Consider the following 16,920-nt stretch of genomic DNA (forward strand, 5'->3'; position numbering starts at 1 on the left):
CAGGACGCGAGTGTGAAGCCGGGCATCAACGACAAGTTTCTCGATCCCAACCTCAAGGTGGGCGAATGGACGCAGAAATTTGAAACCGAAAGCCGCGAGATCTTTCATCAGCGCGAGAAGATCGTGGCCTCCGTGGGACTGAAGCCCGGCATGGCCATGGCGGACATCGGGGCGGGCACGGGCCTTTTCACCCTGCCTTTTGCCCAGGCGGTCGGCCCCAAGGGCCACGTCTATGCCGTGGACATCGCCAAAAATTTTCTCTCCCACATCCAGGCACGCGCGCTGCAGGCGCATGCGGCCAATGTGACCACCGTGCAATGCACTGATCGCAGCGTGGAGCTGCCGGAGGCGAGCATCGATCTCGCCTTCATCTGCGACGTTTATCACCACTTTGAGTACCCGCAGGCCAGCCTGGCCAGTCTGCACAAGGCGCTGAAGGCCGGCGGAGAGCTGGTGCTCATCGACTTCAAGCGCATCCCCGGCGTGAGCAGCGACTTCGTCATGGGCCACGTGCGCGCCGGCCAGGAGGTCTTTGAGGCGGAGGTCACCGCCGCCGGTTTTGAAAAAGTGGCGGAAACCGCCGACGTGCTGAAGGAAAACTATTTCGTGCGGTTCAAGCGGAAGTGAGCACCGCCATGCCCGACGCACTCCGGTGAGCAAAGCGCCCTGTGGTTTACCATAGTGAGGGGCGGTTTCATATCTTCTAGAAATGTTTCCATGTTTCCACCTATAGTGGTGGAAACATGGAAACATTTTGCCAGCGCAAACAATGGCGGCAGAGCGCACTGCGCCGCCTGCCAACAGCCTGAGCACTTGAAAAAAGGCGGGGCGTTCAGACAGGTCCCATAGCTGCTGGTATCATATAGCACACCCAGCGGAGGCCTGAGGGGACCAGGATGGTCCCCCTCCTGCGAGAGCTTCGCCACTCGCATGCCTGGGATGAGTGGGAGCGTCCAGATCCCTCAACGCTGCGCGATCACCCACCCTCTCGCTTCCGCCCAAGCTGCTGCTGGACGAAGCGATACAAGACTTCTTTACCATTGCTGGTGGTATAGACCAACTCTCAAAAATCTTGTCACATTGCCCGGGCGGCGGAGCGGCCCCATTGGCTGCGTTAGTCGCTTGCCTGTTATTCTTCAATAGCAGACGGCGCTCCCGCCTTGCCACTGGGGCCGCTGCGCTCGCCGGTTCAAAGCCCCCTTCGGTCACGCTGAGAGCGTGGGTTAGCCAGGAAAATCTTGATCCGCCGCAAAGATAACCAGCGACCTACTTCAGGGAACGTCGCACACCTTGCGGCAGTCTGAGTGCTGGGGCAGTGCCTCCACCGCCACGTCGTATAGATACCCACGTTGATCTCAACCTCCATCAACGCCTCATTTTGACTGTTTCTCATAGGCTGCACCAGGCTGTTCTGAAAGCCTGGAAGCCGCTTGGGCCAGACCAAGAACTCATGCAGCATTTGTGTGCCAACGGGCCCGCAAGCCCACCAAGGCATCGCATATAATTACTGAAAATGTTTCTATGTTTCCAACCCTATAGGTGGAAACATGGAAACATTTTGGGGAGATGGCATCAGGACGCATTTCGTGGCAAACAGACGCAGCGCATTCTGCCAGCGCCCGGCACGGCGCGGCTTGCGCATTGTTCCTCACCCCTGCCGCGCCCACGCCAGCAGACGTTCTGCTGGCTGGAAGCCGGAGGTCTGGGCGGCGAGGCGGCCGCCTTTGATCAGCGCAAAGGCGGGGATGCCTTGAATGCGGAACTGGCGGGCGATATCCTGCTGCTCGTCAGTGTTCACTTTGACGAAGAGCGCGGTGCCGGAGGCTTGTGCAGCAGCCTTGGCAAACTCAGGCGCCATCATCTGGCAGGGGCCACACCATGGGGCCCAGAAGTCGATGACAACGGGCAGCGTGCTGCCGGACACCAGCGCGGCAAAGCTGGCGGGGCTGTCGATCTCCACAGGCACGGAGATGTGGGGCAGGTCCGCCTTGCACGAGCCGCAGCGCCCCTGCTGGGAGGCTTTGGCGTAGGCGATGCGGTTGGCGGTGCCGCAGGCGGGACATGGAAGGATGATGCCGCGTTCGTCGGCGGATAGATGGGTGCTCATAAATGACAAAATCGAGTTGGTGTTTGTTATTGCATATACGCATACACTCATATAGCGGTAACGCAACACAACAACCTTGCACAAGATCATGAGCCGACACCTTCTCATTCTCGGCGGCGGCACCGCCGGCACCATCATGGCCAACAGCCTGCGCAGGCGGCTGCCCGTGCATGAATGGAGCATCACGGTCGTGGACCGCTCGGACAGGCACCTCTACCAGCCGGGCCTGCTCTTTCTGCCTTTTGGCCAGTATGAGGAGAGCGACATCATCCGGAGCACCCGCGACTTCATCCCACAGGGTGTGGACTTCATCCAGGCCGAGGTGGAGCAGATGGTTCCGGAGGAGCATGAGGTGAAGCTCAAAGACGGACGACTGCTGCATTACGACCTGCTCATTGTGGCCACCGGCTGCCGCACCGCACCGGAGGAGACACCCGGCATGCTGGGCCCCAAGTGGAGGATGAACGTGCATGACTTTTACACGCTGGACGGCGCACGTGCCCTGCGCGAAAAGCTCAGTACTTTCGAGAGCGGGCGCGTGGTGGTGCACATCAATGAGATGCCCATCAAATGCCCCGTGGCCCCGCTGGAGTTCACCTTTCTGGCGGACACCTTTTTCCGCGAGCGCGGCATCCGCGAAAAGGTCACTCTCACCTACGTCACGCCGCTTTCCGGCGCCTTCACCAAGCCCAAGGCCTCCAAGAAGCTGGGCCATCTGCTGGGGGACAAGGGCATCGAACTCGTGACCGATTTCGTGGCGGAGAAGGTCGATCAGGAAAACAACAAGCTCGTGTGCTATGACGGCCGTGAGGTGCCCTACGATCTCCTCGTCACCATTCCCACCAACATGGGAGACGAAGCCGTGCGCCGCTCCGCGCTGGGAGATGATCTGGACTTCATCGCCACGAACAAGCACACGCTGCAGTCCATCGAATACAAGGACGTCTTCGTGATCGGAGACGCCACCAACCTCCCGGCCTCCAAGGCGGGTTCCGTGGCCCACTTTGAAAGCGAGACGCTGGCGGACAACATCCTGCGCCATATCGCCGGAGAGCCGCTCAAGGAGGAGTTTGACGGCCACTCCAACTGCTTCATCGAGTCCGGCAACGGCAAGGCGCTGCTGATTGATTTCAACTACGAGTACGAACCGCACGAAGGCCCCTTCCCCTTCGCGTTTGGCCCCATGCGCCTGCTGGAGGAAAGCCGCATCAACCACTGGGGCAAGCTGGCCTTCCGCCACATCTACTGGAACGTGCTGCTGCGCGCGTGGCCGCTTCCGGGCATCAGCCGGCAGAAAAAGAAACCCGTCGAATCTTGAGAATCATCCCGTACAACGATCATGAAAAAGAACATCGCAGGAAATGAAGTGGACGTGAACGAAGAGGGCTACCTCACCGACATGTCCCAATGGAACGAAGCCATCGCCACCGCCATCGCTGCGGAGGAAGGCGTGGGCGCGCTGACAGACGCGCATATGAAAGTGGTGCGCTACCTGCGCGAGCAGCAGGCCAAGGGCGCCGCACTGACGATCCGCAGCATGGGCAAGAGCGGCGTGGTGACCACCAAGGAGCTCTACGATCTCTTTCCCGGAGGCCCTTTGAAGAAGTCATCCAAGATTGCCGGCATCCCGAAGCCTGTCGGCTGCATTTAAAGCCAACCCCATTCCAAACTCATGAGCACCCCTGACGACAAACAACCGGTGAAGAAGATCTGCATCATCGTGAGCCGCGGCTCGCTGGACGGCATCTACCCGGCGCTGATCATGGCCAATGGCGCACGCATGGAGGGCATCGAGGCCTCCCTGTTTTTCACTTTCTTCGGCCTCAACGGGCTGGCCAACAAGACGCTGGACCACATGAAGGTCTCCACTGTGGGCAATGCCGCGCTGAACATGGCCATGCCCATGCTCGGCCTGCCGATGACGATGCCCTTCCCCACGTGGATGGGCGCGATTCCCGGCGTCTCCGCCTTTGCCACAAGCCTGATGAACAAGGAGATGGAGAAACTGGACATCCCGCCCGTGCGCGAATTCCTGGAGCTCATCTCCGACTCCGGCGGCAAGATCTTTGCCTGCAAACTGGCCATGGACATGTTCAAGCTCAAGAAGGAAGACCTGATGGACCGCGTGGACGGCGTGCTGACCGTGGGTCAGTTCTACGAAGAGTCAGCGGGCGCGGGGACGCATATTCTGTTTACGTGATCACCACTGCAGGCTGGTAACCGCGGCGCGCTCCGCATTGCGGCTCTCTTTGACGATGTGACCGTCCGAAAGGTGCAGAACGCGGTCTGCCATGGCGGCCATGGCGGCGTTGTGGGTGATGACGATGGTCAGGGTGCCGAGCTCACGGTTGATGCGCTCGATGGCCTCCAGCACGGTGATGCCGGTGTTCACGTCCAGAGCGCCGGTGGGTTCGTCGCAGAGGAGCACTTCGGGCTTTTTGGCGATGGCGCGGGCGATGGCCACGCGCTGCTGCTCGCCGCCGCTGAGCTGGGAGGGGAAATGATCCAGCCGGTGGCTGAGGCCCACACGGTCCAGCGCGTCCTCGGGCTTCATGGGATCCGGGGCGATGTCCGTGATGAGGGCCACGTTTTCCCGCGCGGTAAGGCTGGGGATGAGGTTGTAAAACTGAAAGACGAAGCCGACGCAGTTGCGGCGGAACTGGGTGAGGGTGCGCTCCCCGCCGCCGGAAAGGTCCCAGCCCTTGTAGCGGAGGCTGCCGGAGGTGGGGATGTCCAGCCCGCCTAAGATGTTGAGCAGTGTGGATTTTCCGCTGCCGGAAGCCCCGAGGAGCACGACCAGCTCGCCAGAGTGAAAGTCGAGGTCCACGCCCTGCAGCGCCACCACATTGACGTCTCCGGTGTGGTACACCTTGCGCAGGCCCCGGGCCTCAAAGATCGGAGGGGCAAGACCGGCAGACTGCGGGAGAATGGTGCTGGACTGCGTGGGGCTGGGCATGCCGACATCTTGCATGGCGAAAGTGATTGTGCCAACACGATGATCGGCAGTTGCGTCCGGCGCTCATCGCGCAAGAGTAAACGATGCCCATTTTGGTCAGCGACGACGCCCCCGAGATTCATACCTCGCGGGTCCAACTCCCCACTCGTGAACGCAGCTGCGGACGCACGATGGTGATTGGCGACATCCATGGGTGCTCCACGGCGCTGGACCTCATGCTGGAGGAGCTGAACCCGCAGAAGGACGACGTGGTCGTGACGCTGGGCGATTACGTGGACCGCGGGCCAGACACCCGGGGGGTGCTGCACCGGCTTCTGGAACTGGAGTCACGCACCCAGCTGGTGCCGCTGATCGGCAACCATGAAATCCTCATGCTGGACGCCCAGAGCAACCTGGTCGAGGCGACCTCCTGGTATGGGGTGGGCGGCAGGCAGACCATGCAGTCCTACGGCTGCATGGATGCTCCCGTATGGGAGGCCATTCCGCAGGAGCACTGGGATTTCCTGAGCCAGCGCCTGCGCCGGTGGCATGCAACGGACACCCACATCTTTGCTCATGCGAATGTGAACGCCATGCTGCCGATGCCGGACCAGAGCGACGACTGGCTGTTTTGGCGGCGTTTTGATGACTCGCATCCGCATTTCTCGGGCAAGACACTGGTCTGCGGACACACGGCGCAGAAGAGCGGCCTGCCCCTCATTTTGCCGGGTCGCATCTGCATCGACACCTGGGCCTATGGGGAGGGCTGGCTCACCTCCTTGATCACTGGCACCGAGACTCTGCTGCAGACCAACCAGCGTGGTGAGACGCGGCGCTTCAGCTTTGACGAGGTGCGAATGCTCACTGAAAAAGCGTGATCTCCACCGCCATGACTCGCGAGCGCTGGATCCTCTCTGCTGCCACCCTCTTCGCGCTCTGGCTGATCGGTGCGCTGGTGTGCCTGCCAGCGCTGGAACGGGATCTGCAAACAGCGGCGCAGGACATTCTGGCCAGACAGCCGGTGCTGCAGAAACGTCTGGGAGCACTGCACGTGGAGGCAGACGGCCAGGTGCTGCGCCTGAATGGCAGCGTGCGCACACCGCAGGACAGCAGGGCCATCGAGACTACTGTGAACGAGCTCGTGCGGGCGCCCACGCCCCTGACCGGAATGCTGGGGCGGCACCTCAATCCCGTGAGCAGCGTGCACAATGAGATCGAGATCGTCCCATATCCGGCGGGCTGGCTGCTGCTGGCCGCCCAAGGCACGCAGGCAAAGCTGCTGGGCAGCGCCGCCACAGCCGACGAGGCGCGGGACCTGGCGCGCAGTGTGCAGGAAAGCTGGAGCACCCAAGGGGGCACGGCCGAGGGCATGCCGGGCGCTGACGCCGAAAATCACGACGAAGCTGCGAATGTCTCCGCCACGCTGCGGGCGGTGCCAGGCCCGCATGCCGCGGCACAGGCCTATCTGGCGCGCATAGGCCAGCACTGGAACGAACTCCCGCTGAGCAAAGCGGATGAAGAGCTCTATGAGGAAGCGCACACGCTGGGCGTAAGCGAAGTGGAGTGGCAGAGCCAGGTGCTGCCTGTTTTGAAAGACCTGCGCGCCGCGCTCAAAGTGCAGCAGTTGAAGCAGAGCGAGGAGGAACGCCTGGCCAAGCTGCCCCCGGGGTATCTTTTCATCGCTGTGCGCGACCGGGAGATCATCATCCGCGGAGAGGTCGGCTCCGAGGCGATCAAGCAGGAGTTGCTGGAAGACGCGCTGTCCACTTTTTCCCCGCGCCGGGTGCACGATGAGATCCGGGTGAGCGAGGCGCGGAGGCCGGAGGGGGATTTCGGTCCCATCACCACGGCGCTGCTGCCTGAGGGAGACAAGACCAAGGGCAAGTCCTACTTTCTTGGCCTCAGCGGCGGAGCCTGGAAATCGGTCGACTGGCAGATCACCGCGAAAGAGCAGGCGTGGAAAGACGAACTGCCTGCCGGACTGAAGGCGAGGGCGATGCAGGATGACAGCGCCGTGCTCAGCACCTGGCTCGAAGGCGACAACTCTCATGCCCCCGCGCCTTCCCAGACCCTGGAGCCTGCATTCATGGCGCTGGCGCTGTTTGGAGACCGGGCCATTCTCTCCGGACAGGTGGCGGAAGAGGCCGTTCGTTCCCAACTCATCGCCGCCGCACGCAGCGCCTACGGCCCGCGATATCTGGTGATGAGCGACGATGTCCATGTGCGGGGCGACTGCGAGCCGTCCCGGGGCATCCTGCACACGGTCAAATGCCTGCCGCCGCCACCCGCCGCCAACAGCGCCGGGCTCTTCGCCATCGCCAAACCTGGTGGCAACTGGACACTGATCCCAGTGACCCGGGAACTGGTGGAGGCCGGGGGGCTGGCGAAATCCGGCTCTCTGCCGGCTGGCATTCCCGCCACAATCATTGAAAATGTCACCGCTGAGACGATCGAGCAGCTGCGCCTGCGTCCGGCCCCTCCTGTATCCCGCTGATGTCCTCCTTCCTCTGGCTGCTGCTCTACCTCGCACCTCTGCTCGCCCTGACGGCCGGTGTGTTTGCGTGGTTTGGCTGGCGCTGGCGCGGGAGTGATCTGCAGCAGCGCATTGAGGAACTGGCACTGCAGGTGGATGCGGCGCAGAAGGCAGCGGCACAGCAGGAGGAACCCGAACTAGCAACGACACAAACCTTGACTGAGTCTGCCATGGCAGCGCCTGTGCCGGCGCCCGCCGTGGTGGAGATGGAGCCCGTGCGAGATGAGACGGCAGAGGAGCTCAGCACCCTGCGCGCCAGCCTGCAGGCAGCCGAAAACGCCGCGCAGGTGGCTGCAAAGCTGCGACAGGATGAGGCGGCGAAAGCCCAGGAGGTCATTCTGGCCCTGGAAACAGAAACGGCTCGGCTGCTGACTGATCTGGACAAGCTGCGTGCGGAACATGCCGCAGCCGTGGCAGAGGTGACAAGCCTGCCGAGTGCGCCACCCGCCAACGAAACAACCGCAGCCGAAAGCAGCGCGCCGGCGAAAGGCAAACGCAAACGCCCCGGCGTGGTGAAGCCCAAAACAGGCACGGTGGCCACGGCGACACTCCATGAGATGACTTCCGCACTGGAGAGTCAGCTGGCGGCCTATCAGTCGAGCCTTTCAGCATTGACGCAGGAACGGGACGACTGGCAGCGGCGGATCGGCAAACTTGAAGAAAAAGCGCCTGCGGATGCCGCCGGACTGGGGCTGGCCCGCCGGAGTTTCGCCGACAGTGAAAAGCGTCTGGCGACCGCCCAGGCGGAGATCGAGCGCCTGCAAAACCAGACGCGGGTGCTGCTCCGCGTGGCGGCGAACGCCGCCGCCCTCAGCGATGTGCCAGACGATGACCTGACGCAGATCAAGGGGATCAAAAAGGTCATCAGCGAGCAGCTGCGGGCCCACGGCATCCGGACCTGGCGGCAGATCGCCGAATGGGACGAGGACGAGCAGCGTGCTTTCAGCGAACTGCTGGCATTCAAAAACCGCGCCACGCGCGAACAATGGCAGGAGCAGGCCCGTGCGCTGCACGATGCCGCCCATGGTCCTCCCGCCTGATATCCCCCACGTCGCATGTCTTTCCGCCCAAGCCTTCATCCGCTGCTGCTGATCCCGTTTTTCCTCATCTCCTGCGCCAACCCTGGAACTCCTGAGAAACGCCAGGAGCAGGCGCGCCGCATGAGCCTTGATCTTCAGAAGCTGGCCCCGACGGTGAGTGCAGGAGAAGCGGACAAGCTGGCGGAGACGGCCGTCGAAGAATCCGCCAAAATGTCCGCGGACTTCAAACCCTTCGTCCATCCCTGGATGAACAACGGGCTGGTGAACATGGGCCTGCGCAAACGCGGCCTGTGCTACCAATGGCGGGACGATCTTTTTCCGCATTTGTTTCGCCTGAACCTGAAGACGATGGATCTGCACCTCGTCGTTTCCCGCGCTGACACCGTGCGCCAGCATCATGGCATCGTCGTGACTGCCAAGGGCCAGCGATACGAGGACGGCCTGGTGGTGGACCCCTGGCGCAATGGCGGCCGGCTGTGGTGGGGCCGGCTGAAGGATGACCAGAGTCATCCCTGGAAATTGCTGCCGTGGGAAAAGACGCCCATGGTGCTGCGACCGCTGCTGATGCCGGATTTGTACCCGACGCGGTAGGCACTTGAAGACATTCGCTCCTACCGGAGCGCCGCCCGAGGCGAGCCAGAGCTCATAACTACTTTCTCACACCCGCACCTTTGAAGTGACCACGCCATAGGTGCGAGCGACGAACTTCCAGTTCACGACGTTCCACCAAGCCTCGATGTATTTTTTGCGGTCGTTGCGATACTTCAGGTAGTAGGAATGCTCCCAGAGGTCGAGGCAGAGAAGGAAGCGGCCGCGCTGCTCCGGCTCCACGAAATCCGTCATCAGAGGATTGTCCTCGTTGCGAGTGGTGGTGATGACCAGTTTGCCATCGGGACGATAAACGAGGAATGCCCAGCCAGAGCCGAAGTGCCGGAGCGCGGCTTCGGAGAAAGCGGTTTTAAATTCATTGATGCCGCCGAAGTCGCGGACAATCGCCTCTGCGACCTTGCCTTCAGGCCCGGCAGGGCCGGAGCCTGCAGGAGCGAGGAAACGCCAGAAGGCGGTGTGATTGATGTGCGCTCCGCCATAGATGCGGAGGTCGTGCTGCGTTTCAGCGGATAAGGTCTGCGGGGGTCCGCCCATCCTCACCACGCTTTTGCGCGGATCGGTCGGCAGCACCAGGTTGCGCAGATTGGGCATGAGGGAGCTGAGATTTCCCACGCTGAGATTCAGCGGGCTCAGGGTGGCGCTCAGCTTCTCCAGGATCTCGCTGTGATGCCTGCCGTAGTGCAGCTTCAATGTGGCTGCATCCAGGTAAGGCTCCAGGGCATCAAACTCAAACGCCAGCGGCTCCTGGCGCAAGGGGATGCCCAATGACGTAACGATCTCCCCCTCCGCCGCATGGACCACGCCTGCCAGCGTGGCACAGCTCGTTGATAAAAAGGCACGTCGAGTCAGTGGTAATTTCATTAGGTAGTGCCACAAATAATAATCAATGGCTGCCCCAATGCGCAAGCAAGAACCAGGCCGCGGGTGCAGATGAATTCATGGCCTGGCTTTCTTTGCCGCAGGCGCCGCAACGACCTTGATGGCGGCGGCCTCCATCACCAAGTGCTGAAAAGCATCCTTCGGCCTGCCACTGTCTGGAACGAGAACGTTTTGAACCATGTACACGGTGACGATCTTGCTCCGGGGATCGATGCAGCCATTGGTGGCGAAGGCGCCGCCATGACCGAAGCTGCCCACGGGCATCTGGGAGTTCACGCGCTGCGTTTCGGTGTTCACCTGCCAGCCGCAGGCGTAGTTGAGCTGCTTGCCACCGGCTGTCACCGGGGTGGTCATGTCACGCACGGATTTTTCACTGAGGATGCGTGTGCCGTCCAGCTCGCCGCCGTTGGCGATCATGGCGTAGAAGCGCCCCATGTCCGCGGCGGTGGAGAAAAGGCCGCCTGCAGGCTCAGGCATGTGAGTGACGCTGGCGTCGCTGGTGACGAAGGGATTGTAGCCGGGCACGAGTTCATGGGTCTCGTCATCCATCTTGTAGGTACGGGCGATGCGGGCGCGGTGGGCGTCGTCCGGATTGAACATGGTGTCCTTCATGCCCAGAGGGGCGAAGATTTTGGTCTTCAAGAAGGCCTCATACTTCATGCCGGAGGCCAGCTCGATGATGCGGCCAGCCACGGTGGGGCCGAAGCCGTATTCGTATGAAGTGCCGGGCTGGAAGGCGAGCGGGGTCTTGAGCAATGAGGCGACGTAGGCTTTCAAGGAGATGGCTCCATCCGATGGAGCACGGCGTGGAAAGGCGATGCCTGCGGTGTGGCTGAGCAGCATGCGCAGGGTGACGGGCTTCTCCGGAGCGCTGCCATCGGCCAGCTTTACTTTGGCCAGTTCCGGCAGCCATTTGGAGGCGGGTTCATCCAGAGAGAGTTTGCCTTCATCCACCAGCACCATGACGGCGGTGCCGTTGATGGATTTCGTCATGGAGGCGATCCAGAAAAGAGCGTCCTTTTCCATCGCGCGGCCTTTGGCGATATCGGCCATGCCTGCGGCGTCGTGGTGAACGACTTTGCCGTTTTCCATGACCAGGGTGACGATGCCTGCGGCCTGCTTTGCCTTCACGGCCTCCTCCATGGCGGGATGGATGGCGGCGAGTTTTGTGGCATCCAGCGCAGGGAGCAGCGCAGGAAAAAGAAGGAGAGCGGAGGCGACGACCAATGCGGCGGGATTCATCGCGAAAGAACGTCGCTGCATTGTGGCATCTAGCGGCGTCTGCGTGAGCCGAGAAAAAACATGCCGCCGAGCAAAATGAGGACGACGCCGGCGGGTTCGGGGACCACGGCGAAGTTGTTGGCCAGGACGTAGTTTGCCACGTCGGCGCCGAGGGCCTGGCCGTCGGTGACGGAGGTCTGGAACTGGGTGCCGCCATAGACGCCGCTCATGGCCGCCTCCTGCGCCGCCTGGCTGAAGCTGGTGAAATTGCGCGTGAGGTCGATGCTGCCGTCACCAGTGATGTCGCTGCCGAGGCTGAAGGACACATTGTCGCCGAGGTAGGAGGCGAGCACGGTGGCGGCAGCCTCGCTGATGGTGGCTCCGAGGGAGACATACTCGGGGAGCGAGGGGGATTTGATGAGGGGGGCCCAGAGGGAATCCACCGCAGTGCTCGCGTTGCCATCGATGTCGCCATTCGCGATGGCGGTCTCGGGACGCCAGAACTGGGTGTCATAACTGGTGGCCATGGCCGCGGTGCTGGCATCGGCGATGGCCACATTCAGGGTGGCCAGCAGGCGTGCCGTATCGGCAGTGCTCAGGCCTGCTGTGGCGGCGGCGGTCTGGGCGATCTGATTCCACATGCCAGTCATTTTGACGGTGCCGTCTCCGGCGGCCCAGAAGTAAGCCTGATTGGTCTGGTCTGAGGTGCGGGTGAGGCTCAAGGCGTAGCCGATATCCTTCACCTGGTTGTAATCCACGGCATACTGGCTGGACTGCAGGTAGGTGGTGACGGAGCCGCCCGGCAGGGAGCCCATGTAGCTTGCGGTGCCGGGGATGGTGAAGGTGCCCACACTGCCCCAGCCCGGGAGCACGGGGCCGGCTGCGGAGGTTTGCTGCCAGTAGCCGACGGTACCCACCGGGGTGTAGAGGGTGCTGGCAGCCGCGGCGGAGCCATCGGTGGCACGCCAGTTGAGGAGATTGTTCGCGACGGTGATGCCCCAATTGATACCGTCCGTTTTCGCCTGGCTGTCCACGATGGTACCGAGCTGAGAATTGTAGAGGGAGGTGAAGTCGGTGCTGGAAGTCGGGTAGAGGTTCTGCATCACCGTATTGGCCGCAGCGATCATGGCGGCCTGGTAGTCGGCGCCGGCAGGTCCAGTGCCCGGGGCGGGGTAGGCGCCGTAGCCGTAGGTGTTGTACGTCCCCTGAATGCTCTGGCCCGCGTTGTAGATAGACGTCTGCAGGATGGCCAGATCGTGGGCCACCATGGGGTCCTCTGTGGTGGTCATGGAGGTGAGCGCGAGTGCATTCCAGTCCGAGACGAGATCCGCCTGCACTGCCGTGACGGTAGTCAGGAGCAGGGCGGAAGTCGCCAGCAGACGGATGAAATGGGGGGGGAAATGCAGCATCGACTGATAAAACATCTAAGTTTATTATAATTTTCATAGACTACCAACCACTTTCTGGCCTTTTCCTAGGGCTTGATGCACTGGCAGGGAGACGAGGGTGGAATGCCGTTTCTCACGGATAGGAGGGGGCGGCCCGAGTCCTGCGACCCGCTGCAAACTCCCCTTCACCGCCCACTTCCCCTTGACCTTCGGCCCGCCTCTCCGACTATCCACCCACATCACGACAGGGGCGTCCTACCGCAGGGACTGAGACGGATCTTCCTGGATCCGAACCCTCCGAACCTGATGCGGGTCATGCCGCCGAAGGGAGTTCGCTCGGAGGTTCACTCAGTTTCTGCACGCGCAGCGTCCAACTTGAAACTTTAAACCTGAAACTTGTAACTCCGTCTTCCCCCATGATCGCCGACCCCACGTCCTCCTTCGAGCCCCACTCTTCCGAGCAACTCCCCGCCTCCACCCGCGTCTATGTGCAGGGCCAGATCCACAAGGACGTGCAGGTGCCCATGCGCGAGATCGCCCTCTCCCCCACCAAGGATTTCAACGGCCGCATCATCCAGAATGAACCCGTGCGCGTGTATGACACCTCCGGCCCCTGGGGCGATCCCGCTTACAAAGGCACCGTGGAAGAAGGCCTGCCAGCCCTGCGCAAGGCCTGGATCCTCGCCCGCAATGACGTCGAAGCCTACGAAGGCCGCGCCATCGAGCCCCGTGACAACGGCTACCTCACCGCCAACCACGCTGAATACGCCGCCGCCAAGCGCGAAGGCATCCTCAGCCCGCTGAAGGCCCCCATCAATGCGCAGCGCCAGCCCCTGAAGGCGAAGCCCGGCAAGGTGGTGACGCAGCTCGCCTACGCCCGCGCCGGCATCATCACCCCGGAGATGGAGTTCATCGCCATCCGCGAAAACATGAAGCGCGCCAAGATTGCCGACTTCACCACCGACATCGTCCGCAACGACCTCGACAAGCAGCACGTGGGCTCCTCCCAGGTGCAGAGCGAGTACACCCCCGGCATCTTCAAGCGCTTCCCGCAGCGCATCCCCAATGAGATCACGCCCGAGTTTGTGCGCAGCGAAGTGGCCGCCGGACGCGCCATCATTCCTGCCAACATCAACCACCCCGAGCTGGAGCCGATGATCATCGGCCGCAATTTCCTGGTGAAGATCAATGCCAACATCGGCAACAGCGCCGTCGCCTCCAGCATCGAGGAAGAGGTGGAGAAAATGCGCTGGGCCACCAAGTGGGGCGCGGACACCGTCATGGACCTTTCCACCGGCAAAAACATCCACGCCACGCGCGAGTGGATCCTGCGCAACAGCCCCGTGCCCATCGGCACCGTGCCCATCTATCAGGCCCTGGAAAAAGTGAACGGCAAGGCCGAGGACCTCACCTGGGAGCTCTTCCGCGACACGCTCATCGAGCAGGCCGAGCAGGGCGTCGATTACTTCACCATTCACGCCGGCGTGCTCCTGCGCTTTGTGCCCATGACGGCCTCCCGAATGACCGGCATCGTCTCCCGCGGCGGCTCCATCATGGCCAAGTGGTGCCTCGCCCACCACAAGGAAAACTTCCTCTACACCCACTGGGACGACATCTGCGACATCATGGCCGCCTACGATGTGAGCTTCTCCATCGGCGACGGCCTCCGCCCCGGCTCCATTGCCGATGCGAATGACAAGGCGCAGTTTGGCGAACTCGAAGTGCAGGGCGAGCTGACCACCCGCGCCTGGGCCAAGGGCGTGCAGGTCATGAACGAAGGCCCCGGCCACGTGCCCATGCACATGATCGAGGAAAACATGGCCAAGCAGCTCGAGTGGTGCCACGAGGCCCCCTTCTACACCCTCGGGCCCCTCACCACCGACATCGCCCCCGGCTACGACCACATCACCAGCGGCATCGGTGCCGCCATGATCGGCTGGTACGGCTGCGCCATGCTCTGCTACGTCACCCCCAAGGAACACCTCGGCCTGCCCAACAAGGAAGACGTCAAAGTCGGCGTCATCACCTACAAACTCGCCGCCCACGCCGCCGACCTCGCCAAAGGCCACCCCGGCGCGCAGTATCGCGACAACGCCCTCAGCAAAGCCCGCTTCGAGTTCCGCTGGGAAGATCAGTTCAATCTGTCCCTCGACCCCGTCACCGCCCGCTCCTTCCACGACGAAACCCTCCCCCAGGACGGAGCGAAGTCAGCCCATTTCTGCAGCATGTGCGGCCCGCACTTCTGCAGCATGAAGATCACCGAAGACGTCCGCAAATACGCGGCGGAACAGGCGATCTCTGAAGAGGAAGCGCTGGCCAAGGGGATGGCGGAGAAGAGCAAGGAGTTCGTGGAAGCGGGGGCGGAGGTTTACGCGAAGGCGTAGAACACTTACTGTTTTGATCGTTGCCCAATACCCCGTCCATCACCTCCCTTTGCGAGATTTGCACACCAAGAATATATGTCTGAATTCACCATTATTCCCAAAGTTGATGAAACCCAAGAGTTCATCGAAATCGCAAATGACTTTGCTAATCCGCTTGATCTAGTACGAGAAGCCATAAGTAATTCCTTTGACGCAAGGGCCACGGAAATCCGTCTCTCCTTCGAGGCTGAAACAAACGCCGGAGAAACCGTCTTCGTGATCCGGTTGACTGACAATGGAAGCGGGATGGGCCGCGAGGCTTTGCAGTCGTTTTTTGATCTCGGAAATTCCACCCGTCGCAACGACAAAACTACAATCGGTGAGAAAGGCCACGGGACGAAGGTTTATTTCAACGCGAAAAAGGTGATCGTTGATACACAGCGGGAGGGAACGCGGTTGCTAGCAACTTTGGACGCGCCGTTTGCAAAGCTCCATGAGCGTCAAATTCCACAAGTGGCGGTTAAAGAGGAGCCGAGTGAAACCCAGGCATCTGGAACAACCATAACGATTTACGGTTATAACAACAACCGGCGCGAGCGTTTTACGCATGACCGACTACGCGATCATATTTATTGGTTCACAAAATTCGGAAGCGTCGAACGCCAGTTTGGAATTGCTGATTTTTCAAATGTGAAGCTTCAGCTAAAGGGATTGGATCGAGACGATTTTGAGACCCTCGACTTTGGACACCCATTTCCAGCCGAGAGCGCAGGAGTGAATCAATTATTTGAGCAGCATACAATTCAGGCTCCTAACCACTATTGCCGTCGGATTATTAAAACCGGAAGCCTTCCAAATCATCCAGAGGTGCGATACAACGCAATTTTTTCTGTCGAAGGCAAGCGCGTGAAATACGATAGCAACGTCATGTTGCGGCGACCTGGCTATGCAGCCCCAGAAGGCGCTTACACCGTTCAGGATCGGTATGGTCTATGGTTATGCAAAGACTTTATTCCAGTTCAGAGGAAAAATGAATGGATAACCTCTAAGGGATCCGAATTCACTAAACTACACGCATTTTTCAACTGTCAGGCGCTAAAACTCACTGCTAATAGAGGTTCGGCAGAGAATACACCAACAGAGATTCTTCAAGATGTGGAGCAGGTCGTTCGGAAGATTTATCAGGACCTGATGGAAAGTGATGAGTGGCTTCAATTAAGCTACCTGGAGGAAGAAGCAGATGGCTACAACACCGTCGAGAAAGAGAAGAAAAATTTTGAAATGCGGGTCAACAAGGCAAACAAGGCAAATATTGCCAAATACAAGGATATAACACTTGTAGCCCCGCAGCGTGAGAGCGGTGTTCATAGTCTTGTGGTTCAACTTATGACAATTGAGCCAACATTGTTTCCCTTCTCAGTCGTTGACTATGATACCCTTGAAGGAATCGACATTATCGTCAAAAGCCGCGACACCGTCCCTGTTCATGGCTCTAAACTCTACTATGTTGAGTTCAAATACCTGCTTTCTAGTGGGTTCAATCACTCATTCGAGAATCTTCACAGCATCATCTGTTGGGATACAGAACTAAAGCACGGGGAGATCGTTAAGGACATCAATCGAGAGGAAAGAAAACTCGCTGTTGTGGCCCCTGAGGATACAAACGACTACACGCGATATTATTTGGACAATCCACGCAAAGCCCATCGGATCGAAGTTTTCGTTTTAAAGGACTACTTGCCACAAAAGCTGAAAATCGAATTCCGCCCACGAACTGACAAGGATCTATTTTAAAGATAACGATGGCAGGCATATATGGCGTGATCAAAAAAACTTCATTTCACG

15 protein-coding genes and 1 riboswitch are annotated in these 16,920 nt (G+C 60.4%); of the genes, 10 read left to right on the forward strand and 5 right to left on the reverse strand.

All coding sequences use genetic code 11. The features are described 5' to 3' along the window. A partial coding sequence (locus ACILSR_RS31735; protein WP_395753845.1) for a class I SAM-dependent methyltransferase occupies window positions 1-627 on the forward strand: 627 nt, incomplete at its 5' end. Between the two features lie 1,021 nt (window positions 628-1,648). On the opposite strand, the gene trxA is transcribed toward ACILSR_RS31735, so the two are convergent. Next, entirely contained in the window at window positions 1,649-2,107 is a 459-nt protein-coding gene (gene trxA / locus ACILSR_RS31740; protein ID WP_395753846.1) for a thioredoxin, read from the reverse strand. An 88-nt stretch (window positions 2,108-2,195) separates the two neighbouring features. Between trxA and ACILSR_RS31745 the strand changes: the two genes are divergently transcribed. From ACILSR_RS31745 to ACILSR_RS31755, 3 genes are read left to right on the forward strand one after another with little or no spacing between them, the layout of a single operon-like run. Beyond that, on the forward strand, window positions 2,196-3,425 hold the full coding sequence (locus ACILSR_RS31745; RefSeq protein WP_395753847.1) for an NAD(P)/FAD-dependent oxidoreductase: 1,230 nt from the start codon (window positions 2,196-2,198) through the stop codon (window positions 3,423-3,425). Window positions 3,426-3,446: 21 nt separating this feature from the next. Further along, window positions 3,447-3,758 (forward strand): TusE/DsrC/DsvC family sulfur relay protein, encoded by a 312-nt coding sequence (locus ACILSR_RS31750; protein WP_395753848.1) that lies wholly within the window; start codon window positions 3,447-3,449, stop codon window positions 3,756-3,758. Between the two features lie 21 nt (window positions 3,759-3,779). Next, entirely contained in the window at window positions 3,780-4,307 is a 528-nt protein-coding gene (locus tag ACILSR_RS31755) for a DsrE/DsrF/DrsH-like family protein (protein ID WP_395753849.1), read from the forward strand. Here the strand turns inward: ACILSR_RS31755 and ACILSR_RS31760 are convergent, their stop codons facing one another. Continuing rightward, the gene (locus tag ACILSR_RS31760; protein WP_395753881.1) at window positions 4,308-5,063 is read right to left on the reverse strand and encodes an ABC transporter ATP-binding protein; all 756 of its coding nucleotides are present in this window, start codon (window positions 5,061-5,063) and stop codon (window positions 4,308-4,310) included. It lies immediately after the preceding gene. Window positions 5,064-5,146: 83 nt separating this feature from the next. On the opposite strand from ACILSR_RS31760, the gene ACILSR_RS31765 reads away from it, so the two are divergent. The 4 genes from ACILSR_RS31765 to ACILSR_RS31780 are packed head-to-tail and all read left to right on the forward strand — an operon-like array spanning window position 5,147 to window position 9,206. After that, window positions 5,147-5,920: a metallophosphoesterase family protein gene (locus tag ACILSR_RS31765; RefSeq protein WP_395753850.1), complete on the forward strand. Its 774-nt coding sequence runs from the start codon at window positions 5,147-5,149 to the stop codon at window positions 5,918-5,920. 11 nt (window positions 5,921-5,931) lie between these two features. Then, window positions 5,932-7,536 (forward strand): hypothetical protein, encoded by a 1,605-nt coding sequence (locus ACILSR_RS31770; RefSeq protein WP_395753851.1) that lies wholly within the window; start codon window positions 5,932-5,934, stop codon window positions 7,534-7,536. Beyond that, window positions 7,536-8,615 (forward strand): hypothetical protein, encoded by a 1,080-nt coding sequence (locus tag ACILSR_RS31775; RefSeq protein ID WP_395753852.1) that lies wholly within the window; start codon window positions 7,536-7,538, stop codon window positions 8,613-8,615. Before ACILSR_RS31770 ends, ACILSR_RS31775 begins: the two co-directional genes overlap by 1 nt. Window positions 8,616-8,630: 15 nt before the next feature. After that, entirely contained in the window at window positions 8,631-9,206 is a 576-nt protein-coding gene (locus tag ACILSR_RS31780; RefSeq protein WP_395753853.1) for a hypothetical protein, read from the forward strand. 66 nt (window positions 9,207-9,272) lie between these two features. Here the strand turns inward: ACILSR_RS31780 and ACILSR_RS31785 are convergent, their stop codons facing one another. From ACILSR_RS31785 to ACILSR_RS31795, 3 genes are all read right to left on the reverse strand, one after another. After that, entirely contained in the window at window positions 9,273-10,085 is an 813-nt protein-coding gene (locus ACILSR_RS31785; protein ID WP_395753854.1) for a superoxide dismutase, read from the reverse strand. Between the two features lie 75 nt (window positions 10,086-10,160). Further along, on the reverse strand, window positions 10,161-11,345 hold the full coding sequence (locus ACILSR_RS31790; RefSeq protein WP_395753855.1) for a serine hydrolase domain-containing protein: 1,185 nt from the start codon (window positions 11,343-11,345) through the stop codon (window positions 10,161-10,163). A gap of 29 nt (window positions 11,346-11,374) precedes the next feature. Continuing rightward, entirely contained in the window at window positions 11,375-12,733 is a 1,359-nt protein-coding gene (locus tag ACILSR_RS31795) for a PEP-CTERM sorting domain-containing protein (RefSeq protein ID WP_395753856.1), read from the reverse strand. A 215-nt stretch (window positions 12,734-12,948) separates the two neighbouring features. After that, window positions 12,949-13,060: riboswitch (TPP riboswitch) on the forward strand. Window positions 13,061-13,128: 68 nt separating this feature from the next. Here ACILSR_RS31795 and thiC point away from each other — a divergent pair. Together thiC and ACILSR_RS31805 are read left to right on the forward strand one after the other, a co-directional pair. Beyond that, on the forward strand, window positions 13,129-15,096 hold the full coding sequence (gene thiC, locus ACILSR_RS31800) for a phosphomethylpyrimidine synthase ThiC (protein ID WP_395753857.1): 1,968 nt from the start codon (window positions 13,129-13,131) through the stop codon (window positions 15,094-15,096). Window positions 15,097-15,171: 75 nt separating this feature from the next. Continuing rightward, the gene (locus ACILSR_RS31805) at window positions 15,172-16,869 is read left to right on the forward strand and encodes an ATP-binding protein (RefSeq protein ID WP_395753858.1); all 1,698 of its coding nucleotides are present in this window, start codon (window positions 15,172-15,174) and stop codon (window positions 16,867-16,869) included. Window positions 16,870-16,920 lie beyond the last annotated feature (51 nt).

The organism is Prosthecobacter sp., assembly GCF_044222565.1.
Lineage (GTDB): Bacteria > Verrucomicrobiota > Verrucomicrobiia > Verrucomicrobiales > Verrucomicrobiaceae > Prosthecobacter.